General features: G+C 63.1%; 27 protein-coding genes and 1 pseudogene. 19 read left to right on the top strand and 9 right to left on the bottom strand.

Annotated elements, in window-relative coordinates; all coding sequences use genetic code 11:
- Position 1 precedes the first annotated feature (1 nt).
- From NKH05_RS00955 to NKH05_RS00930, 6 genes and pseudogenes are all read left to right on the top strand, one after another.
- A complete protein-coding gene (locus NKH05_RS00955; protein WP_023716617.1) occupies positions 2 to 763 on the top strand; it encodes a TIGR04290 family methyltransferase in 762 nt (253 codons plus the stop codon).
- Positions 756 to 1,688, top strand: coding sequence for a glycoside hydrolase 5 family protein (locus NKH05_RS00950; RefSeq protein WP_353024886.1), 933 nt, complete (start codon positions 756 to 758; stop codon positions 1,686 to 1,688). Before NKH05_RS00955 ends, NKH05_RS00950 begins: the two co-directional genes overlap by 8 nt.
- 20 nt (positions 1,689 to 1,708) lie before the next feature.
- Positions 1,709 to 2,773 (top strand): glycosyltransferase, encoded by a 1,065-nt coding sequence (locus NKH05_RS00945; protein WP_352493909.1) that lies wholly within the window; start codon positions 1,709 to 1,711, stop codon positions 2,771 to 2,773.
- Between the two features lie 7 nt (positions 2,774 to 2,780).
- Complete coding sequence (locus NKH05_RS00940) at positions 2,781 to 3,770, top strand: GNAT family N-acetyltransferase (RefSeq protein WP_353024885.1); 990 nt, start codon at positions 2,781 to 2,783, stop codon at positions 3,768 to 3,770.
- Between the two features lie 59 nt (positions 3,771 to 3,829).
- Positions 3,830 to 4,486, top strand: a pseudogene (locus tag NKH05_RS00935) (class I SAM-dependent methyltransferase); the annotation flags it as partial.
- Between the two features lie 267 nt (positions 4,487 to 4,753).
- Positions 4,754 to 4,972, top strand: coding sequence for a hypothetical protein (locus tag NKH05_RS00930; RefSeq protein ID WP_023717099.1), 219 nt, complete (start codon positions 4,754 to 4,756; stop codon positions 4,970 to 4,972).
- Between the two features lie 370 nt (positions 4,973 to 5,342).
- Here NKH05_RS00930 and NKH05_RS00925 read toward each other — a convergent pair whose 3' ends face one another.
- The gene (locus NKH05_RS00925; RefSeq protein ID WP_036244131.1) at positions 5,343 to 5,927 is read right to left on the bottom strand and encodes a sigma-70 family RNA polymerase sigma factor; all 585 of its coding nucleotides are present in this window, start codon (positions 5,925 to 5,927) and stop codon (positions 5,343 to 5,345) included.
- A gap of 270 nt (positions 5,928 to 6,197) precedes the next feature.
- Here NKH05_RS00925 and NKH05_RS00920 point away from each other — a divergent pair, with 270 nt between their 5' ends.
- From NKH05_RS00920 to NKH05_RS00910, 3 genes are all read left to right on the top strand, one after another.
- Positions 6,198 to 6,401 (top strand): hypothetical protein, encoded by a 204-nt coding sequence (locus NKH05_RS00920; RefSeq protein WP_352845795.1) that lies wholly within the window; start codon positions 6,198 to 6,200, stop codon positions 6,399 to 6,401.
- A gap of 126 nt (positions 6,402 to 6,527) precedes the next feature.
- Positions 6,528 to 6,875, top strand: a complete 348-nt coding sequence (locus NKH05_RS00915; RefSeq protein WP_353024883.1) for a DUF982 domain-containing protein — start codon at positions 6,528 to 6,530, stop codon at positions 6,873 to 6,875.
- 33 nt (positions 6,876 to 6,908) lie between these two features.
- A complete protein-coding gene (locus NKH05_RS00910) occupies positions 6,909 to 7,208 on the top strand; it encodes a DUF982 domain-containing protein (protein WP_084642356.1) in 300 nt (99 codons plus the stop codon).
- Between the two features lie 43 nt (positions 7,209 to 7,251).
- Here the strand turns inward: NKH05_RS00910 and NKH05_RS00905 are convergent, their stop codons facing one another.
- The 4 genes from NKH05_RS00905 to NKH05_RS00890 form a co-directional block, all read right to left on the bottom strand.
- Positions 7,252 to 7,746, bottom strand: coding sequence for a hypothetical protein (locus tag NKH05_RS00905; RefSeq protein WP_023716608.1), 495 nt, complete (start codon positions 7,744 to 7,746; stop codon positions 7,252 to 7,254).
- A gap of 86 nt (positions 7,747 to 7,832) precedes the next feature.
- Complete coding sequence (locus tag NKH05_RS00900; protein ID WP_352845789.1) at positions 7,833 to 8,468, bottom strand: LysE family translocator; 636 nt, start codon at positions 8,466 to 8,468, stop codon at positions 7,833 to 7,835.
- A 4-nt stretch (positions 8,469 to 8,472) separates the two neighbouring features.
- Positions 8,473 to 8,631, bottom strand: coding sequence for a hypothetical protein (locus tag NKH05_RS00895; RefSeq protein ID WP_352810369.1), 159 nt, complete (start codon positions 8,629 to 8,631; stop codon positions 8,473 to 8,475).
- A 111-nt stretch (positions 8,632 to 8,742) separates the two neighbouring features.
- Positions 8,743 to 9,573, bottom strand: a complete 831-nt coding sequence (locus NKH05_RS00890) for an SIR2 family NAD-dependent protein deacylase (RefSeq protein WP_023716605.1) — start codon at positions 9,571 to 9,573, stop codon at positions 8,743 to 8,745.
- Positions 9,574 to 9,785: 212 nt separating this feature from the next.
- On the opposite strand from NKH05_RS00890, the gene NKH05_RS00885 reads away from it, so the two are divergent.
- The 10 genes from NKH05_RS00885 to NKH05_RS00840 all read left to right on the top strand — a co-directional run bounded on the left by NKH05_RS00885 (position 9,786) and on the right by NKH05_RS00840 (position 19,007).
- A complete protein-coding gene (locus NKH05_RS00885) occupies positions 9,786 to 10,562 on the top strand; it encodes a heme-binding protein (protein ID WP_023716604.1) in 777 nt (258 codons plus the stop codon).
- A gap of 62 nt (positions 10,563 to 10,624) precedes the next feature.
- Positions 10,625 to 12,427, top strand: a complete 1,803-nt coding sequence (locus NKH05_RS00880; RefSeq protein ID WP_353024881.1) for a methanol/ethanol family PQQ-dependent dehydrogenase — start codon at positions 10,625 to 10,627, stop codon at positions 12,425 to 12,427.
- Positions 12,408 to 13,277, top strand: a complete 870-nt coding sequence (locus NKH05_RS00875) for a substrate-binding domain-containing protein (RefSeq protein WP_352482827.1) — start codon at positions 12,408 to 12,410, stop codon at positions 13,275 to 13,277. The genes NKH05_RS00880 and NKH05_RS00875 overlap by 20 nt, the downstream gene beginning before the upstream one ends.
- Positions 13,274 to 13,807, top strand: coding sequence for a c-type cytochrome (locus tag NKH05_RS00870; RefSeq protein ID WP_352638931.1), 534 nt, complete (start codon positions 13,274 to 13,276; stop codon positions 13,805 to 13,807). Before NKH05_RS00875 ends, NKH05_RS00870 begins: the two co-directional genes overlap by 4 nt.
- A 38-nt stretch (positions 13,808 to 13,845) precedes the next feature.
- Complete coding sequence (gene coxB / locus NKH05_RS00865) at positions 13,846 to 14,820, top strand: cytochrome c oxidase subunit II (protein ID WP_352482828.1); 975 nt, start codon at positions 13,846 to 13,848, stop codon at positions 14,818 to 14,820.
- Positions 14,817 to 16,793 carry a cytochrome c oxidase subunit I gene (gene ctaD / locus NKH05_RS00860; protein WP_352845786.1) on the top strand — a complete coding sequence of 659 codons (1,977 nt, stop codon included), beginning with the start codon at positions 14,817 to 14,819 and terminating at the stop codon, positions 16,791 to 16,793. Before coxB ends, ctaD begins: the two co-directional genes overlap by 4 nt.
- Positions 16,790 to 17,395 (top strand): cytochrome c oxidase subunit 3, encoded by a 606-nt coding sequence (locus tag NKH05_RS00855; protein WP_352482830.1) that lies wholly within the window; start codon positions 16,790 to 16,792, stop codon positions 17,393 to 17,395. The genes ctaD and NKH05_RS00855 overlap by 4 nt, the downstream gene beginning before the upstream one ends.
- Position 17,396: 1 nt before the next feature.
- Positions 17,397 to 17,738 carry a hypothetical protein gene (locus tag NKH05_RS00850; RefSeq protein ID WP_023716597.1) on the top strand — a complete coding sequence of 114 codons (342 nt, stop codon included), beginning with the start codon at positions 17,397 to 17,399 and terminating at the stop codon, positions 17,736 to 17,738.
- Positions 17,735 to 18,613, top strand: coding sequence for a cytochrome c oxidase assembly protein (locus NKH05_RS00845; RefSeq protein WP_352482832.1), 879 nt, complete (start codon positions 17,735 to 17,737; stop codon positions 18,611 to 18,613). The genes NKH05_RS00850 and NKH05_RS00845 overlap by 4 nt, the downstream gene beginning before the upstream one ends.
- Positions 18,594 to 19,007: a c-type cytochrome gene (locus NKH05_RS00840; protein WP_352482833.1), complete on the top strand. Its 414-nt coding sequence runs from the start codon at positions 18,594 to 18,596 to the stop codon at positions 19,005 to 19,007. Before NKH05_RS00845 ends, NKH05_RS00840 begins: the two co-directional genes overlap by 20 nt.
- A 3-nt stretch (positions 19,008 to 19,010) precedes the next feature.
- Here NKH05_RS00840 and NKH05_RS00835 read toward each other — a convergent pair whose 3' ends face one another.
- The 4 genes from NKH05_RS00835 to NKH05_RS00820 are packed head-to-tail and all read right to left on the bottom strand — an operon-like array spanning position 19,011 to position 22,667.
- The gene (locus NKH05_RS00835; RefSeq protein ID WP_023716594.1) at positions 19,011 to 19,814 is read right to left on the bottom strand and encodes a lanthanide ABC transporter permease protein PedC; all 804 of its coding nucleotides are present in this window, start codon (positions 19,812 to 19,814) and stop codon (positions 19,011 to 19,013) included.
- Positions 19,811 to 20,536: a lanthanide ABC transporter ATP-binding protein PedB/LutE gene (locus tag NKH05_RS00830; protein ID WP_023716593.1), complete on the bottom strand. Its 726-nt coding sequence runs from the start codon at positions 20,534 to 20,536 to the stop codon at positions 19,811 to 19,813. Before NKH05_RS00830 ends, NKH05_RS00835 begins: the two co-directional genes overlap by 4 nt.
- The gene (locus NKH05_RS00825; protein ID WP_352845784.1) at positions 20,533 to 21,501 is read right to left on the bottom strand and encodes a PQQ-dependent catabolism-associated beta-propeller protein; all 969 of its coding nucleotides are present in this window, start codon (positions 21,499 to 21,501) and stop codon (positions 20,533 to 20,535) included. Before NKH05_RS00825 ends, NKH05_RS00830 begins: the two co-directional genes overlap by 4 nt.
- A complete protein-coding gene (locus NKH05_RS00820) occupies positions 21,489 to 22,667 on the bottom strand; it encodes a lanthanide ABC transporter ABC transporter substrate-binding protein PedA1 (protein WP_353024879.1) in 1,179 nt (392 codons plus the stop codon). The genes NKH05_RS00825 and NKH05_RS00820 overlap by 13 nt, the downstream gene beginning before the upstream one ends.
- Between the last annotated feature and the right edge of the window lie 148 nt (positions 22,668 to 22,815).

Below are 22,815 nucleotides of genomic sequence, written 5' to 3'. Positions count from 1 at the left end.
CATGCTGCATTCCGATGCCGAAATCCGCCGCCGTATCGATGCGCTCGGCCCATGGTTCCACAATATGGAGCTGGCCGGCGTGGAAACGGCTCCCGATCATTTCCTCGGCAATTACCCGCTGATCAAATGGCGCAAATTCGCCGACGCCATTCCCGCCGATCTTTCCGGCAAGGCGGTGCTCGACATAGGCTGCAATGCAGGTTTCTACTCTATCGAGATGAAACGCCGCGGCGCCGGTCGCGTGCTCGGCATCGACTTCGACGAGGCATACCTTGCGCAGGCGCGCTTTGCCGCTGAGGTTGCGGACTGCGACATCGAATTCCAGCAGCTCTCGGTCTACGACGTTGGCGCGCTGCGTGAGCGGTTCGACATCGTGCTGTTCATGGGAGTGCTCTACCATTTGCGCCATCCCTTGCTCGCTCTCGATCTGATCCGGGAGCACGTTGCCGACGACCTGATGATTTTCCAGTCGATGCAGCGCGGCAGCACCGACGTGCCGGCACTCGAGCAGAATTATCATTTCTGGACGCACGACCTGTTCGACCGGCCGGAGTTCCCAAAGCTGCATTTCATCGAGCATCGTTATGCCGACGACCCGACCAACTGGTGGATTCCCAATCGCGCCTGCACCGAAGCCATGCTGCGCAGCGCCGGCTTCGAGATCGTGCTGCAACCCGAGCAGGAGGTCTATTTCTGCCGCACCGCCGACGTACCGGCCGGCGGCGGCGCCATCTACCCGTCGAAAGGACAGATAAATGATTGAAGCCGCGATGATCTGGAACGAGCCAAACAACAAATCCCACTGGGATCCAGAGCTCGATCCCGACTGGAGCCGCTTCGCCAACATGACAATCCTGGCCGCCGACGCGATAGCGTCGGAGAATCCGGCCTTGACCAAGGTCCTTGGCGGCATCTCGCCGATCGACGCCGCCTTCATAACACGGATGCAGGAATTCGGCGTGCTCGATCATGTCGACGCGGTCGCCGTGCACGGCTTTCCGCTCGACTGGAACCTCTGGCAGATCCACGAATGGCCGCAGAAGATTGGCGAAATTTCGGCTGTCACCGATCTTCCGGTATGGGTCAGCGAGGTCGGCGTGTCGACCTTCGGTGCCGAGGAGGTACAGGCCTGGGGCCTGCGCCGGACAGCGGAACTGCTGATCGGCAACGCACCGCGCATCCAATGGTATAGCCTCTACGACCTGCCGCGCGAATGGGAAGCGACGACGCGCCATCGCGAGGCGGAAGGCTCTTCCTACTACCGCCATTTCTACATGGGCCTGCTGCGCCAGGACGGCACGCCAAAGCCCGCGCTCGAGGAATTCCTGCACCACGCGCCGGCAATGGGACTGGTGCAGTGGTTCCATTTCGAAGATCACCGGCTGGATGACGCCGTCGCCTGGATGAAACGGCTCGGCGTCACCAATCTGCGCACCGGGCTTTCCTGGGCCGACAGTTTCAGGCCGAACGCACTTGACTGGTTCGACCGGCAAATGGAGGCGTTGGCCGACTTCGACGTGACGGTCACCTTCTGCTTCACGCCGGAACACCGCGGAATGATGCCGCACCACGCCAGCCCGCCGCTGGTGCCGGCGGAATTCGCCGAGTTCTGCGCGGCAATGACGCGCCGCTATGCCGGCAGCATCGCTGCCCCTTCCGCCGGCAGGCAGCGCGCCTCCGCAGCGTGAGGAGCTTCGGCTCGCCAGCCATGACGCTCACCGTCCTCAACGTCGCCTATCCCCTCGCCCCGGTCGGGCCGGATGCGGTCGGCGGCGCCGAGCAGGTGCTGTCGATGCTCGATCAGGCGCTCGTACAGGCCGGACACCGTTCGATCGTGATCGGCTGCCAGGGCTCGCGCGCTGCGGGTGTCCTCATCGAGACGCCGGCCGAACCGGGCGTGCTCGATGAAGCGGCGAAGCGCCGGGCCCAGCGTGCTCATCGCGCAGCAATAGCTACCGCACGCGCACGCTGGCCAATCGACGCGGTTCATTTGCACGGCATCGATTTCGATGCCTATCTGCCGGGCGATGGGCCGACATTGGTGACCTTGCACCTGCCGCTCGACTGGTATCCGGCCGATGCTCTCAGTCCGGCGCGAGAGGATCTGTGGCTGCATGCGGTATCGGCGGCTCAGCAACGAACCGCGCCACCGGGCGCCAGGCTGATCGGGCCGATCCCCAATGGAGTGGACATCGACGCGCTGAGCGAGCCACAGGTCAAGCGTGAGTTTGCGCTCGTGCTCAGCCGAATCTGCCCGGAAAAGGGCATTCATCTGGCGCTGGACGCAGCCAAGAAGGCCAACGTACCGCTGGTCATCGGCGGCAAAGTCTATCCCTACGAAACCCACACAGCGTATTTTCGCGACGAGGTCGAGCCGCGGCTGGACAGTCGGCGCCGCTTTCTCGGTCCGCTCGGCTTTGTCGCCAAGCGGCGCCTGCTCAACACAGCCCGCTGCCTGGTCGTCCCGAGCCTTGCCGCGGAAACCAGTTCTCTCGTCGCCATGGAGGCACTCGCCTGCGGCACCCCCGTGGTGGCCTTCCCGAATGGCGCACTGCCGGATGTGGTCGAGCATGGCAAGACGGGGTATCTCGTCAGAGATGTCGACGAAATGGCGGAAGCCATCGTTGCCGCACCCGGCCTGGACCCTGAGACCTGCCGGGCCGAGGCGCGGCGCCGCTTTTCACTCGACCGCATGGTCTCCTCCTACATGGACGCCTATCGGGCGCTGGCACGGCTCGGCACAGACAGCGGACAGCTCGCGGCGGCGAAGTGAGCGGGACATGCTCCGCAGCGAGATCATCGACGATGCGGCGGGCCTCGAAGCCCTCGCGCCACACTGGTGGGAACTCTGGTCGCGCAGTCCCTCGGCGACGCCGTTCCAGTCTCCCGCATGGCTGGTGCCGTGGTGGCGGACATTCGCTCCTGGTGAGCTTGCGACGGTCGCCGTCTGGAGTGGCGATGACCTGGTCGGCTTGGCGCCACTCTATCTGGAACACCGGGAAGCCGGCGCGCGATTGCTTCCGCTCGGGATTTCGTTGAGCGACTATCTGGACCTCCTTTGTCTTCCCGAGATCGCCGAACCGGTCGGCGCCGTCATCGCCGGCTCGGTTCTTTCCATCGGCTGGTCACAGTGGATCTTGCCGGATCTGCCGGCCGGCGGTGCCGGCCTCGCCATCTGCCATGCCGCGCTCGAAACAAGCCAGGCTGTCAGCCACGCTGCTTGCCCGGTGCTTTCCCTCACGGGCGATGAGACGCTTCTCAGCTGTGTTCCGGCGCGGCGACGGCGCCAATTGCGCCGCGCCCATAGAGCTGCTTCGAGACGTGGCCGGGTCTCCATCGAACCCGTTTTGTCCGATCCGCAGACATTCCTCGATCATTTGATCCGCCTCCACCGCGCGCGCTGGGCCGGAAACGGCGACGGCGTCCTGTCCGATACCCGCGTGGAAGAATTCCACCGTCAGGCGCTGCCGCTGTTGGCTGCTCAGGCACTTGCCCGATGCTGGCTTGTCGCCATCGATGGCGCGATCGTGGGCGCCTATTACGGGTTTCATCATCGAGGCCGCGCTTACGCTTACCTCGGTGGCTTCGATCCGGCCTATGCGGAGGAAAGTCCCGGCGCGCTGCTCATCGGCCAGGCGATAAGCCAGGCGATCTGCGAAGGCGCGGAAGACTTCGATTTTCTGCGCGGGCAAGAGGCCTACAAATACAGCTGGGGCGCCGTCGACCGGTGGACGCTGCGCAAGATCTGGACGCGGAGCAAAGGGCGGTGAACGCGACCCGATCGAGATCTCGGCGGGCGACATCAGCAACACAGGTGCTGGAGGAGTGCATGGCAGATGGTGCCGGCGTCGAAGCCGTCATCGCCAGGCTGGCTCTCCGTTTCGAGACAGGAATCGACGCCGTAGAACTGGCGACGATTGCGCAAAATATGCACTCGGCCGACCCGCGAAAGACGGCGAAACTACAGCGGATTGCCGGCCTGCTTCAGCGCAGGCCCGAGATCTTCGCCACGCTGCGCAAAACAGGTGCTGCGGTTCGGCACGAACGCGGGGAGGACGAGACCGACGATGCGGTGGTCAAGCGGCTGGCGGCAGGATTTGACGCGGCGGCGGCGATCTCCCCGGCGGCGAGCGTCCAGCTGTCGTCGCTGGGCAATGAGGAAAAGCTCTCGGCCGCGACGGCTGAGATCGTCGCATGGCTGGAGAGGCGAGGCTTTACCGGCACTGACCGCGACATACTGGACATCGGCTGTGGCATCGGTCGGTTCGAACAGGCGCTCTCCGCTCTATCGCACCGGATCGTCGGCATCGACATATCCGTGGCGATGATCTCGATCGCCCGGCGGCGATGCGCCGGGCTCGGCAATGTAGAATTCCGCCCTACCCGCGGTTTCGATCTTGCCGATTTTCGCGATGCCAGCCTCGATCGCGTGCTGGCCGTCGACAGCTTTCCCTATCTGGTGCTGGCCGGCCTCGCGGAACGGCACTTCATGGAAATCGCCCGCGTGCTGAAGAGGCCGGGCATCGCTGTGCTTTTGAATTATTCCTATCGCGGACAGCCGGCGCTGGATCGCGCCGACGTTCGTAACTTCGCCAATGCAAATGGCATGCAAGTCCTCGTCGACGGGGAAAAGCCGTTCCGGCACTGGGACGGCGATGCCTTCCTGCTTACGATTTCCGGCGGAACATTGCGGCCCAACGCTGGTTCGGATGCCGAACGGGAAAAGCCGCTCGACAGTATGAAGGAGGACAAGATGGCGTCCGGCAGCAAGAAGCACATCGGCCGCGGCAGTCACGGCAAAGGCGCTGGCGCTGGCGCGATGACCGATCTTCCCAAGGACAAGATCGGAGAGAACGCCGTTCTGTCCAACAGAGACAAGAAGCAGCACACCAAGGAGCGTGGGCTCGACGGCAATCGGGTCAAGTCCGAGCAGTACCAGGATCATTCAGCGGATCGGCGGCCTGAAAACTGATCGTTGCGGCGGCATGTGGCTTGCAGCCGGCGAGCAATTGAAACGCAGCGAGAGCCCAACTGCTGACCAAGCTGTGCAAGGACCGAAGCCGGTCGCATGGAATAGCCTGCAAATTCTTGCAAACTCGCACTGTTGCCACCAGAGTGAGGTGAAGGGACCAACATTTGCCAAGAGAACGCGATGTCTCGCTCAAGGGAAGATTCCGTCAGCACGCGTGCCGATCTGACGATAGACCGGGAAATCGCTTCTTTGCTTGCGGCCATCGAACAGGAAAGGGTTCCTGACCGGCTGACCAAACTTGCGATCGAATTGCAGCACGCGCTTGTGGAAAGACGATTGCGCCAAACCAGCAACTAACGTCACATGTATATTAGCGGCGCCTCTCGGCTTCGAAGTCCAGTTGTCCTTCGGACAGGTAGCTGCGCCTTTCCATCAGCGTTTGCGAGGAACTTTCGCCAAGGTATTCCAGCACGCCGGCGCGTGCCCTGTTGAGCCGGCTTTTCACCGTTCCGACTGCGCAACCGCATATTTCGGCCGTTTCCTCATAGCTGACGCCCAGCACGCCTATCAGCATCAGAACCTCGCGCTGGTGCTCGGGAAGGCTCTGGATGGCCTGGTGGACTTCCTTGCCCTGTACCGACCATTCCTGCGTCGCTTCCGAGATCGGCCGCAGCGAAGCGCAGTCGAGCAGGCCTGGCGCTTCCCTCACCGCGGCTCTGACACGCGTGTAGTAGGTGTTGCGCATGATGGTGAACAGCCATGACTTCATGCGCGTTCCAGCTTCGAACTTGTCGATGTTGGCCAGTCCCTTGGTCAGCGTCTCCTGGACCAGGTCGTCGGCATCATCGGGAGTGCGGCAGAAGGTGCGGGCGAAAGCCCTTAAAGCGGGTATGAGGTGGACGATGGAAACTTCTTCGGTTTCGCGGGTCGCGAAGGCGTAGGCTGTGGGTGGCAATGGTCCAGCTCCCGTCCAGAATGAGTTCGTGAGCGCAGACCAGTTAAATGCATTGGGCGAAAGATCGTTCCGGTTGGCGAAAATCACCTGGCTCCAGAAACCGGAGGGGCTTGGCTGGGCGATCCAGCCGACGGCGATATTTTTGACGGAACAACCACCGGTGTCGCGGAGTTCGAATCGAGGTCTGCGAAAATCCGGGGCGCCGCTACTGGCGCGAGCCTTGGCCGCCACCTCAAGGACAGCCCGCCACCTCAAAAACAGGAGGAATCCATGACAGGAAGCAAGCACGTTAAAGGCAAAACGCCGGCCGATAGCGACCTCGCCAACGATCCCGGCATCGGCAGTTCCAAGGGTACGATCAAGGAGGGCGACCGGCTCGATCAGGGCGACAACACGTTCGAAGGTGATGTCGAGAACGACACCACGCCCCAAGGCGGTATCAATCCCCGGCAGAAGATGCGGACCAACAAATAATGGCACGACCGGCCGCCGCACGATCGAACAAACCCGCTGCAACCCGTGCAGCAATCCCGCGTTAAAGAGCATCGGCCTCTGTCCGTCCCGAGCGTTGATGCGACAGGCTCTTTCGCGGAGACACAGATGACAAAAAAATCGTTTGGCCGCCCCGTTCCAATTCTCGTCGGCCTTGGTTTCCCTCGCCATGTCGAAAATGTCTGGCAGGCCTATGACGTCTTGAACGAATGGCCGAGCCGCGGCCCGGCGCACAAGGCGGCGTTCGACGCCTGTCGCGCCGGGCTGGCTAACGAGGTCGATACCCAGACGGTGCGCGCGGCGTTCGAAGCATTCGCCCGCAAGGCGGGCATTCTGGCGCACGATATGACGACCGAAACACCAGCACGCTTTACAACACCTGCGAAGGCTCACGACGTTTGGCTAAAACGCCCATCGGACGGCCCTCGAGACCCTGGAGAAACCCAGCTTACTTGAAGCGGCCAGCTTGCTTGAACCGGGAGGAATACGGTGCTGAGAATAGAGTTCGATACTCCTGTTTGCATCTATTTCGGCAAGCCTGGGCGATCGCGATTGGTCAGTTCCGTTTTCGAAGCATTATATTGCCTGAAAAGCGAGAAATGGCCGGCGCGCAACGCGCCGCTGTCGCTGATGGCGGCAGATTTATTGAATCGCGCCCGGACCGGTGAAATCACGGCCGCCAAAGCCCGCCAAGCATTTGTCGACGCCGCTTGGGAGGCGAACATTCTTGTCGAGGGCGAGCCGCATGATGCGCATGCCCCGACAGCCTTCATGTCCGACATCGAGTGAGCCGGCAGGCTGCCTCCCGGCAGTTCCGTCCAGCGCCAGCTTATCACGAATGGCTGGCGTTCTCGGCCTTTTTCTCGCGCTGCTGCCTGAGGACCTCGTCGGTTCCGACGAGCTTCTTCGATCCGCCGGGGATCGCGGTGGAGACGACCGACGGCGGGTCGCTCGCCGGGAAAGAATCCTCCAGACCAGCCTGCAACTGGTCTTCCAGCGTCTGCGGCTCTTCAGAGCGGCCGGGAGTCCTTCGAGTATCTACGTTCTCCAGCGGCTGTGTCATATCCGGTGACGACTTGACGTCTCGAATCCAGCCATAGAGCTGTTCGATGGCAAATTCCTTCATCGTGTCGAAATCGGCTTTCTCGTCACGCGATGCTTCGATTTGGTCGACCATGGTCTTCTCGAAACGTTCGAGGCTATCGCTTCCGCAGGCCCGGCAGAGACGCACCAGCGCCTCGCGCAGTATGAGGGGCGCAAAGTGCGCCGTTGCCTCAAGCCTGAGCTGCTGCAAACGCTCTGGGGTGGCGGCTTGGAACTTCGACATGTTCGACCTCTCGCCTTGTGGAGCATGTCAACGAAAATTGTCGATGGATGTTCCATAGGGCGGCCGCCGGTGCCATCGCTCGATCCTCAGCGGTGTGCGCCACCACCGAGTGCCATGCGGACACCGAGGCCGACAACGAGGCAGCCTGCCACGCGGCGCTGCCAGAGCCTTACCTTCGGTCGTTTCATAATCCAGGCCCCGAAGGTGCCGGACGCGAGCGCATATGTGCCTAGCACCAGCACACCGGTCATTTTCTGTGTGCCACCGAGCAGCAGCAATTGCAGCGTGACCGATCCGCGAGCAGGATCGACGAACTGCGGAAGGAATGCCACCATAAAGGTTATCGGCCAGGGATTTATCAGATTGGCGATCATTCCTTCACGCGCGGCCGCAAGCGGTCCGACATTGCGCGGCTCGTCGACGGCGACGCTATCCGACCGTAATAATACCATACGCGATCCAAGCCAAACCAGATAGGCTGCGCCCGCCCAGCGAAGCATCGCAAAGGCAAGGGGCGATGCCTGGAGCAGTGACGATATGCCGAGGGCAAGGAGCGGCAACTGGACCATTCCGGCGCCGAGGGTCATGCCCAGAACGGTGAACAGGGCAACGTCCCGGCCCTGTCCGACGCCACGCGCCATCACCAGCAGACTGTCAGGCCCTGGCGGCATCTGCATCAGGATGACCGTCCCGCCAAAAGCCGCCCACGACGCGAGATCCATGCCGCTACTTCGACCCGGTTTCGTAAGACGGCTTCCCGCCACCCTTCAACCGGCCGGCATCTCGCATCATCTTGAGCGCTTCGTCCCTGGTCAGGCCACACCTGCGGGCAAAGAAATTGATCTCATAGACCTGCTCGGTCGAGAGGCAATCTTTGGCTTGCACTCTTCGCTTGTGTTTGCGTCCACTCATACACGCTGGATCCGGTATAACTTAGCCTTCCCAACTCACATCGGGCCAGCCGGTTCCCCACGGCTTCGTCGCTTCCGCTGGTTTTCAGGCGCCGTCGGGCCGGCCGACCTTGTCCTTGAGTTCGTTCAGGAATGCGAGCAGCGCGTCCTCTGGATCGTCGGCATCCTCGGTCAGCATATCGATGCCCCAGCGTCCGAGGACGGCCTCCTGGACGATGCTTGGCTGCGGCATGAAGATGAAGGATTTTGGCCGATTCTTCTCATAACCGGACCGGCGCCAGGTCTGCCAAAGCCTGTGCAGCAGCAGACGGATGTTCATATCGGACATGCTGTAGCCGATGAACAGGATGGTACGCCCGAGCGCGTCGGCGCGAAACTTCACGTCGAGCGCCGAATCGAACGAAAGCCGGTCGAAATAGTCGGTCTCCGCCAGGACTAGGGATTTGTCGTCGTCGAAATCGCCGTGGAATTTGATGATCTGGGTGACCTCGCCTGTTGTCTTGGGCAAGTCCTTTGCATTGGCCACTTTCACAAAGGGCCGGCCATGGATCTCGAAGGCAACCTCGAGGTTGCGATCATAATTGGTGGTGTAGATGATCGGAAAATCGAGCGACACGATAAGCTTGTGGATCGCCGAGCCCCGCACTTTTTCCCGCGATACGCTCCATTCGCGATCCATCCAGCTGCGCAAAGGGCCGAGGCTCCCCTGCTTCAGCCGGTAATATTCGGCAAGGGCCTGATAGTTGGCCTCCGGTGCGCCGATCATGTCCTCGTCGAGGCCGAGCTCGTTTTGCATGTGCTCGATGAGCTTTTGCCAGGACGGCAAGCCGACGCTCATCGACACTCCGGCTCCAACGAACAAGATCGCTCGTCGCTCTTTCACCGATTGAGCCAGTTGCTCGACTGCAGACAGCATCCGACACAACTGCGAACAGCGCCCTCCGTTCCGGCCGAGCCCGGACCACCGCGGGAATAACTCCAATTTGCGGTTGAATGAGAACGCCAGGATCAACTATCCCGAGCGCCGGCCGCCGAGTTTGGCCGACGGAATCCGACATTTATTTCATTCCATTTGGCACTTCTGCGCCTCTCGCGCGTTGGGAGTGTTCAACAAAGACGGCGCAGCTAATGGATCGCCATCGGATTGTCTCAGTAGCATTATGTCTGTTCCTGCTTACAATCGGCGCCGTCCAGCAAAAGGCTTGGGCTCAAGCACCTTGCCCGGCCGACCATGACAAATTGCTGGCCGCCCTCAAGGCCAACGTCAAAGCCAGCGGTGGCCCCGGCAATGGCGGCTTCGATACCAATGAATGGGCGGCAATCGTGGCTCGCGACGGAACTGTCTGCGCCGTCGCCTTCAGCGGGCCTACCGCCGACGCCCAGTGGCCCGGCAGCCGACTGATCGCCGCCGAAAAAGCCAATACGGCCAACGGGCTCAGCCTCGCGCAGATGGCTTTGTCCACCGCGAACCTCTACGCGCCGGTGCAGCCCGGCGGTCCTCTATTCGGCCTCCTGGCCACCAATCCGGTCAATCAGGCGGCAGCCTATGCGGGCGATCCTTCTACGTATGGAAGCTCCAGCGATCCATTGCTGGGAAAGCCCATCGGCGGTGTCGTCGTGTTTGGCGGTGGCCTGGCTCTCTACGACGGCAAGGGGATCGTCGGGGCCCTCGGGATAAGCGGCGATTCCTCTTGTGCCGACCACAATGTCGCCTGGCGGGTGCGGGCCGCACTCGGGCTGGACAAGGTACCGGCCGGCGTCAACCCAAACCGCAAGGACGCTATCATTTTCGACCTCGATCCCGGCGGCAAGAGCGCTTCCGGCTGGGGCCATCCATTGTGTGCCGGAACCGAGGCGGACGTAGCCGCAGAGCTTGGCGCCGGTGTCGGCGGGTCGATACGCTAATGAGGCAAGTGCGACAGGTGGCAGCGAAAACCAGTGTGTCAGCCAAAAGGGGAGAAAGGCCAATGGCTGCGATGCTGGGATGGACGCTGCTGGCAGGCTTCGCGCTAGTTACCACGGCGGTTGCTCAGTCAACGTCAAGCTTTGCGATAAATCCGCCGTCCGCGGCTGCTCCGCCCGACGACGGCCAGTGGGCGATGCCGGCAAAGAACTACGCCTCGACCCGCTACAGCGAACTTGCGGAAATCACCGAGGACAACGTCAAGAACCTGCAGGTGGCCTTCACATTCTCCACTGGCGTCAACAAGGGCCAGGAGGCTGCGCCCCTGGTCGTCGGCAACACGATGTACATCGTGACGCCGTTTCCCAACATCCTCTACGCGCTTGACCTTACCAAGCCCGGCGCGCCGATGAAGTGGAAATTCGAGCCCAATCCCGAGCCTGCGGCGCAGGGCGTTGCCTGTTGCGACGTGGTCAACCGCGGTGCGGTCTTCTTCGACGGGCGCATCTATTTCAACACGCTCGACGGCCATACCATCGCCGTTGATGCAGCCACCGGCAAACCGGTCTGGAACACCCATATCGGCAACATCAATATCGGCGAGACCATCACCATGGCGCCGCTGGTGGTCAAGGGCAAGGTGCTGGTCGGCAATTCCGGCGGCGAAATGGGCGTGCGCGGCTGGATCAAGGCGCTTGACGCCGGCGACGGGCACGTCGTCTGGACGGCCTACAACACCGGCCCGGACGCCGAGGTGCTGATCGGCCCCGATTTCAAGCCGCATTACGACATGGACAAGGGCAAGGATCTCGGCGTGACGTCATGGCCGCCCGATGCGTGGAAGATCGGCGGCGGCAATGTGTGGGGCTGGATCTCCTATGATCCGGATCTGAACCTTATCTTCCACGGCACCGGAAATCCCGGCCCGTGGAATCCGGATCTGAGGCCCGGCGACAACAAATGGACCGCCGGCATCTTTGCCCGCGATCCCGACACCGGCGCAGCCAAATGGTTCTATCAATGGACCCCGCACGACCTCCATGATTACGACGGCATCAACGAGCAGGTGCTGCTCGACATGACTTGGCAGGGCAAGCTCCGCAAGGTCCTGGTCCGACCGGAACGCAACGGCTATGTCTATTTGCTGGACCGCACGACGGGGGAGGTATTGTCGGCGGTGCCGTTCGGGCCTGTCAATTCCAGCAAGGGCGTCGACCTCAAGACCGGCCGGCTGATTGTAAATCCCGACAAAAAACCCGGCACCGGTAAGGTCGTGCGCGACATCTGCCCCACCGCATCCGGGCTAAAGGACTGGCAGCCTTCGGCGTTCTCGCCAAAGACCGGCCTGCTCTACATTCCGCACAATAACATGTGCATGGACGAAGAAGGCGTCGAGGTGAATTACATCGCCGGGACGCCCTATGTCGGCATGAACGTGCGCATGATTCCGGGGCCGGGCGGCAATCGCGGCGCTTTCACCGCCTGGGATGTCGCCGCCGCCAAGCCGGCGTGGAGCCTGAAGGAGAACTTTCCGGTGTGGAGCGGCGCCGTCGCCACCGCCGGCAATGTCGTGTTCTATGGCACGATGGAAGGCTGGTTCAAGGCGGTCAGCGCCAGGACCGGCGCGCTGCTTTGGCAGTTCAAGACGTCGTCCGGCATCATCGGCCAGCCGATCACCTATCGCGGCCCAGACGGGCACCAATATGTCGCGGTCCTTTCGGGCGTTGGTGGCTGGGCTGGGGCGATCGTATCCGGCGATCTCGACCCGCGCGACGCCACCGCCGCGCTGGGCTTCGTCAACGTCATGAAGGATCTGAAGGATGTAACCACGCCGGGAGGTACGCTGTATGTGTTCCGGCTGCCTTGAGACGATCGGCCGAGTTGCGCGGCCACGGAGAACGCGACCGCGGCGGCTTGCCGCCGCGGTCGGTGCACTGGCGCTCTCGCTTGTTGCCCCCCTTGCCGATGCGCGCGAATTGAGAATCTGCGCCGATCCCAACAACATGCCGTTCTCCAATGCCGCCAGGGAGGGCTTTGAAAACAAGATTGCCGAACTCGTCGCCGAGGAGCTTGGTGCGACTGTTTCCTACACATGGTGGGCACAGCGGCGCGGCTTTGTGCGCAACACGCTGAAAGCCGGCCTGTGCGATCTGGTGCCCGGCACACCCGCCAATCTCGAAATGCTGCGCACCACCGCGCCCTACTACCGGTCTTCCTACGTCTTCGTGACACGAAAGGATGCGCCGGAAATCACGTCCTTCAACGATCCTCGCCTGCGCGATCTGCACATCGGCGTCCAGCTGATCGGCGACGACGGCGCCAACTCGCCACCCGTCCAGGCGCTCGGGCGCCGCGGCATCGTCGGCCATCTCATCGGCTTCCCGGTCTATGGCGACTATTCCGCGCCGAACCCGCCAGCGCGCATCATCGAGGCGGTGGCGAATGGCGACATCGATGTTGCCGTCGTCTGGGGACCGTTGGCCGGCTACTTCGCCGCCAGGCAAAAAGCTCCGTTACGAATTACGCCGGTTGCGCCGCGTATCGACGGTCCGCTGCTGCCGATGATCTACGACATCTCGATGGCCGTGCGCCGCGACGACGATGCACTGCGCGGTGAGGTAGACGCAGCTATTGCCAAACACCGCGCCGAGATCGATACGATCCTGGCGGAATATGGCGTGCCTCGCCTCGACGGCGCCGGGGCGGCAGTGCGATGAACCGCGGCCTTCCATGCTTGCTGTCGGCGATGCTCGTCCTTGCCGCTTGCCAGCGCGAGGAACGCGACACGCGTCCACAGTCGGTGCTCGGCTCGGGCAACCAACCGGCGGCTGTGACGGCCCTCGAGCCGGGCGGCCAACGGCCGGCCTCGTCCGACAACAAGGCCGGCGTGTTCGAGGCCAACGCCTTCCACCTCAGCGAGGGCAAGCGTCTGTTCAACTGGTTCAACTGTTCCGGCTGCCATGCCAATGGCGGCGGCGGCATGGGCCCGGCCCTCATGGACCAGAAGTGGCTCTATGGCAGCTCGATCGAAAGCATCCACGCCACGATCAGGGACGGCCGGCCGAACGGCATGCCGAGCTTCCGCGACAAGATCCCTGACGACCAGATCTGGGAGCTTGCCGCCTTCGTCCGCGCGCTGAGCGGCAACGCGCCAAAGTCCGCTGCGCCGAGCCGCGACGACGACATGATGCCCCATCCATCCGAAAATCGCCTGCCGGACGCCGCGACGCTGGGGAAGTCGCCGTGAACCGCCTTCTTTGCAGGGTGTGCTGCAGCACAGCCTGCATGCTGCTCCTTGCAGGATGCAGCGGCTGGCAATCCGCGCTCGACCCGAAAGGCCCGGCCGCGGGCGAGCTTGCATGGCTGATCTGGTTCTTCACCGCGCTGTGCACGGCGGTCTGGCTTCTGGTGATGGCCGTGCTGATTACGCCATTGGCCCGGCGCCCGGCGCCGCTCGGCGATCCGCTTGTCCTCGACGCTGCCGCCGAGCGCAGCAAGATGCGAATTGTCGTCGCCGCACTCGCCGCTACCGCCCTGATCCTGGTCGGCCTGACGCTGCTGAGCTACTTCGCTAACCGGACGCTCGCCGCCATCGGCTCGGATGCGGCGCTGACGATCCGGGTGACCGGGCATCAATGGTGGTGGGAGGTGCGCTACGAAAACGATCAGCCGAACCGCATCCTGACGACCGCCAATGAAATCCATATCCCGGCGGGGGAGCCGGTGCGGCTTGTCGTGACCTCGACCGACGTCATCCATTCCTTCTGGGTGCCGAACCTCTCGGGCAAGCTGGACCTCATTCCAGGCCACGAGAACGTTCTCGATCTGAAGGCGGACAAGCCCGGCGTCTATCGCGGCCAGTGCGCCGAGTTCTGCGGCGCGCAGCACGCCAATATGAGCACCTTCATCGTCGCCGAACCCCGGCCCGTCTTCGACGCGTGGCTGAACGATCAGCTGCGGCCGGCGGTCGCTCCTGCCTCTGGCGAGGCAAAAGCCGGCCATGACCTATTCCTCAAACGGCCTTGCGTGATGTGCCACAAGATCGGCGGCACCATCGCCGGCGGTACGGTCGCTCCCGACCTTACACATATCGCAAGCCGGCAGACGCTCGCTGCCGGAACGCTGGCGATGAGCCGCGGCAATCTCGCAGCCTGGATAGCCGATCCGCAAGGGATCAAGCCAGGTGCCCACATGCCCGTAGTGGGACTAAACGGGGACGAGCTGAATGCGATCGTAGCCTATCTCGAGGGCCTGAAATGAGCAGCGCCGACCTAGCCCATGAGCGTGACCTCGCCCAGCAACGCGCCGCAGCACAAAAGGGTGACCTAGCTCCCGAGCACGACAGTCCTCGCGATACCGGCCTCGACGACGCCAGCCTTGACCGCTGGCTGGCGCGGACATGGCAGACGGCACCGGGCATCATCGGTGCGCTCTCGAGCGTCGACCACAAAATTGTCGCGCGGCGCTACCTGATCACCGCCTTCTTCTTCCTGTGCCTCGGTGGCCTCAGCGCCGTTGCCATGCGCATCCAACTGTCGGGGCCGGAGCGCGGGCTGATCGGGCCCGACCGCTACAACCAGCTGTTCACCATGCATGGCGTAACCATGATGTTCTTGTTTGCAGTGCCGATCGTTCAGGCGACTGGCATCTACCTCGTGCCGCTGATGGTCGGCACCCGCAACATCGCCTTTCCGCGCCTCAATGCATTCAGCTTCTGGATTTATCTCTCCGGTGGCCTCTTCGCCTGGGTGTCGTTTGCACTCGACATGGCGCCCGACGTCGGCTGGTTCTCCTATGTGCCGCTGTCCGGCCCTGAATTCGGGCCAGGCAAGCGTTCCGACGTGTGGGCGCAGATGATCACCTATACCGAAGTGTCGTCGTTGGCGGTCGCGGTTGCCACCATCGTCACCGTGCTGAAGCAACGCGCGCCGGGCATGTCGCTGGACAAGATTCCGCTCTACGTCTGGGCGCTGCTGGTCACCTCCTTCGTGATCGTGTTCGCCATGCCGGCGGTCATGATCACGTCGACGTTCCTGATCCTCGACCGGCTGGTCGGCACCCATATCTTCAATCCCGCCGAGGGTGGCGACGTACTGCTCTTCCAGCACCTGTTCTGGTTCTTCGGCCACCCCGAAGTCTACATCATTTTCCTGCCGGCCACCGGCATGGTGTCCTCGATCATCGCCGCTTTCGCCCGGCGTCCGGTATTCGGCTATCTGGGCATGGTTCTGTCGCTGATTTCGGTCGGCTTTCTGTCGTTCGGCCTGTGGGTCCACCACATGTTCGCAACCGGCTTGCCGAAGCTCGGCGCGAGCTTCTTCACCGCGTCGAGCATGCTGATCGCCATCCCGAATGGGCTGCAGATCTTCTGCTGGCTGGCGACATTGTGGGACGGAAAGCCGATAGTCAGGACGCCGCTGCTGTTCGTGTTCGGCTTCTTCTTCACCTTCGTCGCAGGCGGCCTGACCGGCGTGATGCTGGCCTCGGTCCCATTGGACCTGCAAGTGCACGACACCTATTTCGTGGTCGCGCATTTCCATTACGTGCTGATCGGCGGGTCGGTGTTCCCGCTGCTCGGCGCGACCTATTTCTGGTTCCCCAAGATCACCGGCCGGATAATGAACGAGCGTCTCGGACGCTGGCACTTCTGGCTTGCCTTCATAGGCTTCAATGCGGCGTTCTTTCCGATGCACATTGTCGGGCTGTGGGGCATGCCGCGCCGGGTCTACACCTATCCGGCGGAGCTCGGCTGGGGCAACATCAACCTGTTCATCACAGCCGGCGCGGTCGTCCTGTTCCTGAGCTTCGTGCTGTTTACCATAAACCTGGTTCACAGCGCCTTGAGGGGCGCGCCGGCCGGGGACAATCCCTGGAATGCGGGCACTCTGGAATGGGCGACAATGTCTCCGCCGCCTAACTACAATTTCGCCCATATTCCGGTGGTTACACATGCCGAGCCGCTGTGGGCCGAACGCGATACGCTGCCGGTGGCGACTGGGCTTCGTGTCGACGTGCGCGAACTTGTTATTTCGACCGTGGCAGAGGCGCATCCCGATGTGCGCGAGAAGTCGGCGACGCCATCGATCTGGCCGTTATTCGCCGCCCTCGCCGTGGGCGCCACCTTTCTCTATTCGATCTTCAGCCCGTGGGCGGTGGTCTGGGGAGCCGGGCCGATCGCCATCACCTTGATCGGCTGGTTCTGGCCGAAAGGCGATCCGGAGGACGAGGAATGAAACAGCGCCCGGCCGCGGATCTTTCCGAACTCCCGACCTTCGGGCTCGGACCGCGCAGCCCGACTTGGTGGGGCACCCTCGCCTTCATGGCGCTTGAGGGCACTGGTTTCGCGCTCGCCGCAGGCGCCTATCTCTACCTTGCCTACCTGTCCCCCGAATGGCCGCTCGGCGTGCCGCCGCCCAACCATTGGCCGGGCACCATCGTCATGCTGTTGCTGCTCGCCAGCGTGGTGCCCAACCACATACTGAACCGCTACGCCGAAGCCTGTGCCATGGTGCCGGTGCGCATCGGCCTGCTGGTGATGTCGCTGCTCGGCATCGCACCGCTTGTCGTGCGCTGGTTCGAATTTCCGGCCCTCAACATTTATTGGGATACCAATGCGTATGGCTCGATGCTGTGGGTGCTGCTCGGCCTCCACACCACACATCTGATCACCGATGTCGGCGACACGCTGGTGCTGACGGTTCTGATGTTCACGCGCCATGGCTATAGCGGCCGGCGTTTCGGGGATGTGGGCGACAACGTCTTCTACTGGGATTTCGTGGTCGCGACCTGGATCCCGATCTATCTGTTTATTTACTGGACGCCGAGGCTGGGTTGAGATGCGTGCGGTTCGGTACGGAACTTCCTGGGGTGGGCTGTTGTCGGGGCCATTGGCCTGGGCGGTATCGACGCAACTGAACTACGCGGTTGTCGAGTGGCAGTGCGCTCACAGGATTGCGATCATCCCCGTCATTGCGTTGGTGTTGGCGGTGCTGGCCTTGCTCGGCGGCGCGCTTTCGTGGCGGGCGCGACAGCAAGGCGGCGCCGCCTTCAAACCGGAGCGTACGCGCGGCACCGAAGATTTCGTCGCCAATGTCAGTATTCTAAGCGCGGTGCTGTTTACGCTGGTAATCGTCATGCAGGGCGCTGCCTCGCTCATTCTTGACGGCTGCATACGATGAGCTTCGAGGCGCTCTTCTCGACCTCCATCTGCTACGGTGCCGGCGCCCCTCAGGCCGGTTGGACGCTGGCGCTGCCAATTACGCTGCCGTTGGCAGCGATCGCACTGCTTTACACCGCTGGAGCCGCTCGGTTGTGGCGGCGGAGTGCTCGCAGCCGCCCGTTGCGGCTGTGGCAAGCCCTGCTGTTCGCGGCCGGCTGGGTCATTCTGGCAGCAGCGCTGGTCAATCCGCTCCATGCATTGGGTGAGCGCGTTTTCACCGCCCATATGATCGAACATGAGCTGCTGATGGCGGTGGCGGCGCCCTTGCTGGTCGCCTCCTGTCCGGCCGCGGCGATGATGTGGGCATTGCCGATCAAGCTGCGGCAGGCGCTGGGCACAGCCGGGCACGCCAAGATGCTGCGAGCGGTTTGGGTCGCCATCAGCCGCCCTGCAGCCGCCACCGTCCTGCACGGCGTCGCGATATGGGCGTGGCACGTTCCGGCCCTGTTCGAGGCAGCGCTTGGACAGGGTGCCCTGCACTATGCGCAACATGCCAGCTTCCTCGGTAGCGGCCTGCTGTTCTGGTGGGTGCTGCTGCCGCGCCCCGGCCGCGAACAAGCCTATGGCAGCGCGGTCATGCACCTTTTCTTCACCTCGCTGCACACCGGCCTGCTCGGAGTGCTGCTGCTGGTCTCGCCAAGGCTGTGGTACCCGGAAAACGCCGCCGGCGCAGAATTGTGGAGCCTTAGTCCGCTCGAGGACCAGCAACTCGCCGGTTTGGTGATGTGGGTTCCGGCCGGCCTGATCTATGGCGGCGCGGCGTTGCTGCTGGCCGGCCTGTGGATCCGCTCGAGCAGCCGAAAGGAGGCGCCGCATGCGCTTCACGCTGTCTAAAGCCATAATCGGCGCTGCGGTAATTGTCGTGCTCGTTGCAGCCCTGGCCGGGATTGCGTTGTACTTCGAGCAAAGCCGTCGGGTCGAGCAGAAGGCCGACGATGCGACCGGCGGTGTCGGCGCCCGCGCCATACCGATCATGATGGCCAATGGCTGCGCCGGTTGCCACACCATCACCGGCGTTCCCGGAGCGCAAGGGCTGGTCGGCCCGCGCCTCGACGCCAGCTTGGCCAACCGGGTTTACGTCGGCGGCGTCTTGTACAACAAGCCGGAAAACTTGATCCGCTGGATCCGTGCGGCAAGGGAGATCAGCCCGCATACGGCAATGCCTTCGACCAGAATTTCCGAGCAGGAGGCGCGGGACGTGGCTGCCTACCTCTATTCGCTCAAATGAAAGTCATTGCTCGCCGCGTCGCGACCACAGACCACGACCGGGATCATAAGCGGCCGCCGCGGCGAGGAAGAACACGACGAGGCAGGCCAGAACTACTTGGCATGAGACCGGCTCGAAGCGCAGATAGAGCGCGAAGCGGATCAGCTCGACTGCATGGCTGAACGGATTCAGCGCTGCGACCGTCGCAAGCACCGGACCAGCCTCGGCAAGTCGCCACAGTGGATAGAGCGCGGTCGAGGCGAAGAACATCGGAAAGATGACGAAGTTCATCACCCCGGCGAAATTCTCCATCTGGGCCGATACTGACGAGACGAGCAGGCCGAAGGCGCCAAGCATCAGCCCGGACAGCACCAGCGCCGGCAGAACCGCGAGATAGCCGAGCATCGGTGGCCGCACGTCCCAGTAGCGCGCGATCAGCAAGAACAGGTACACGAGCGGCAGGCCGACGACCACACTGGCGAGCAGGCGAGCGCCGAGCAGATACCAGCGCGGCAGCGGCGCGGTCAGCAACAGACGCATGCTGCCCATTTCGCGGTCATAGACCATTGCCAGCGAACTGGCCATGGCGTGGAACAGCAGCATCATCGCGGCCAGCCCGGGCACCACATAGACTTCATACAGCACATAAGTCTGGTAAGGCGGCGTGATCGACAGGCCGAGCACGGAGCGGAAGCCGGCGGCGAAGATGGCCAGCCATACCAATGGCCGGGCAATCGCCGAGATCAGGCGGCCGCGCTGGCGCAGCGTGCGAAGCAGTTCTCGCTGCAAGATGCCGATGAGCGCCCGCAGCGCATGACGGGTTATCATGCCGACTCCGTCAAGCGAGCGAACGCGTCTGCCATGCTGCCGACGCCGAGTTCGGCGGTAATGCGATCGGCGCGGCCTGCCCATCGCACACGGCCGCCGTGAAGCACGACAACATCATCTTCGGCAGTCACCTCCTCAAGGAAATGCGTCGCCCACAATACCGCAATGCCGCGTTCGCGGCATAAGCCGCGAACATGCTGCGCCAGTGCCCGGCGCCCGGGCACGTCCAGTCCGGTGGTCGGCTCGTCGAGCAGGAGAAGGCGCGGCTGGTGCATGAGCGCACGGGCGATCTCGACACGCCGCCGCTGGCCGCCCGACAATGAGCGGATGGGATCGCCGAGCCTGTCGAGGACTTCGAGGCGGCCGAGTTCCTCGCGTGTTCGGACCTTGGTAACGTCGGCGGCAAGACCATGCAGGGCGGCGTGATAGCGTAGGTTCTCGCCCGCCGTGAGATCGAGATCGAGCGTCTGCTGCTGGAAGACGACGCCCATCTGGGCGAGCGCGGTCGCAGGGTCGGTGCGCATGGCGTGTCCGAACACTTGCACCGAGCCAGAACGAGCGTGATAGAGACCGGTAATCAGCGAGAACAAGGTGGTCTTGCCGGCGCCGTTGCGACCAAGCAGGATGCACATCCTGCCCTGCTCGACCGAGAAGGAGATAGCGTCGAGCACCCGCCGGTCCTTGAAACTGTGCCCCAGATTGTCGAGCGACAGCGCTTTCATGGCCCAACCACGACGCCCCACGGACCGCGCCCGACCGGCAGCGATTTGACCACCTCTTCATTCTCAAGGTCGATGACCGAGATATCGCCGGAATTGCCGTTGGCGCTGAATAGGCGTCTCTGATCGTCTGCCAGCGCGACGTGCCATGGCCGCTGGCCGACAAGATAAAGGCGGCGCACCGCCAGCGTGGCCGTGTCAATCTCGGCGATCCGGTTTGCGGGACCCAGCGCGACATACGCAGTGCCGCCGTCACGCGACATCTCGATGCCGACGGCCTGGACGCCTTCGCGGCGAATACCCGGCACCTCAAACTGGACCTTGCCGGTTTCAGCCCGTGTTAAGGTGTCGAAGACCGTCACCGTGCCGCGGATCTCGGAAGAGACCCAAAGCCGCTTTGCGTCCGGGGAGAACGCCGCGGCGCGCGGTCGCGTGTCGACCAGCAAATTATCCACGAGATCGAGCGTGCCGGCGTCGATGAGATGCAGCATGCTCGTCGTCTCCGAGGTGCAGGCGACGTAACGGCCGTCCGCGCTGACCGCCATTCCCTCGGGCTCGACACCGACATCGACGTTGCCGATGACCTTGGCCGAGGCGATTTCCACTACCGAGATCAGATTGTCGTTCTCATTGGCCACAAACAGCCGCTTGCCGTCGGGATGCACGACGAAGAATTCCGGATCGGCTCCCGAAGGCAGTTGGCCGACCACTCGTCTCTTGGCAAGGTCGACGACATCGATGCGATTGTCGTCGCCGACAGCGACAAAGAGGGTCTTCTTGTCAATGGAAAGCGCGAGTCCGCGCGGCCGCCGTCCGACGTCGATCGTTGCCGAGAGGCTCATACTTGCCCCGTCGACGACGGCAACCGCATTGTCCTGTTCGTTCGACACGTAGACGGTTTCGGCAGCAACAGGACCGACCGAGATAAGCACGGACACCACCAGGAGGATTGCGGTCAAAAGCGGCATGCGCTCTCCTCGAGATCGATGCCAAGCGTGTCGAGCGGCGTCCGCTGATGCAGGAAGCCGGGCTGCGGCGAGGCGGAGACCAGCAGGCGAGGCCCAGCAATCAGGATCGGCTGCCGCAGTTGCCCGTCCCATGGACGAAAACTGAGCCCTTGGCCTTTGAAACCGGGGAGAAGAAAATCGTCGCCGCGCACGTAGCCGGCGATGGCTGACGGATCGACGCTGCGCAGCCGCGTCGCGGCCTCGCCGACGCTGCGCACGGCGAGCCAGGCGGCATAGTCGCTCGGCGTCATCCATCGCCCCGCCTGCTTCCGGAAGCGGTCCTGCAACTGCGTCGCTCCCCATTCCTCGGTGACGGCGCTCCAACCGGCCGCAACCAGCCCTTGCGTGCCGGCGACCGGTCGCGGCAGTGCCGTGCGGTCATCGAGATAGGCGCCGAATTCGTCAGCCTCGTCGGCGACGACCAATACATCATAATCGGCGACCTGCGTGGCGGCCGGTATTTCTGACTGCAGCGTGACATGGCCGGTATCAGCGCGTCCGTTCGCCGGACGGAACGTCCATGGCTGGTCGACGGTGATTTCGGCCCCGAAACGTTGCGCCGCGCGGCGAAAAGCGGCGGCCATCGCCTGGTCGGCAGAATGCGTGCCGACAAGCAGGAACCAGCGCTGCCAGCGCTTCCACACCAGGTACTGCGCCAGGCCGTCGGCGAGCATGGCGCGGCTTGGAATGGTGTGTAGCAGGTTCTTCCTGCAGTCCTGCTGGCGCAGCGCATCGTCGGTAGCGCGGCTGTTGAACAGCAGCATCTTCTCGGCGCCAGGCGCCGCAAGCGCCTGCGTGAGCGGCACAGCGTCAAGATCGGCGACGACAAACGCAAGGCCGGCGCCAGCGAACTGGCCTATCGCGTCCGATGCCGCCTCGGCGGGCTTCAGCACTCGCTCCTCCAGCCGGAAATGCTGGCCGAGAAAGCGCCCGGTCGTATTGTCGTCGGCGATGCCAAGACGTGCGCCTTGCAGCCCGTCATCTGTCGCGAACTGGTCCAGCGGACCCAACTGTAAGGGCGGCTTGCGCGACTGGCCGAGATAGCCGATTACCACCGTCTGAGGCTCGGCAAGACCGGGAGCAGCGACGAAAAGCAACAGGGCAAGAACAGCAAGCGCCAGCCTCATTCCGCTGCAGCTCCCTCTCCCGCAGTGACTGACCGAGGCGGAGTTGGATTAATTCCCCGCCATTGAAAAGGTTCCACTCTGGATATTCACGGCCTTGTGGTGACGGCTGGTCAGATCTGGATCGGCCTCACCTCGACTGTTCCTTCCA

The sequence above is a fragment of the Mesorhizobium sp. M1399 genome, from assembly GCF_040317735.1.
In the GTDB taxonomy this organism is placed as follows: Bacteria; Pseudomonadota; Alphaproteobacteria; order Rhizobiales; family Rhizobiaceae; genus Mesorhizobium.
Note: the sequence above shows the minus strand (reverse complement) of the source record. Positions and strands in the feature narration are given on the sequence as shown.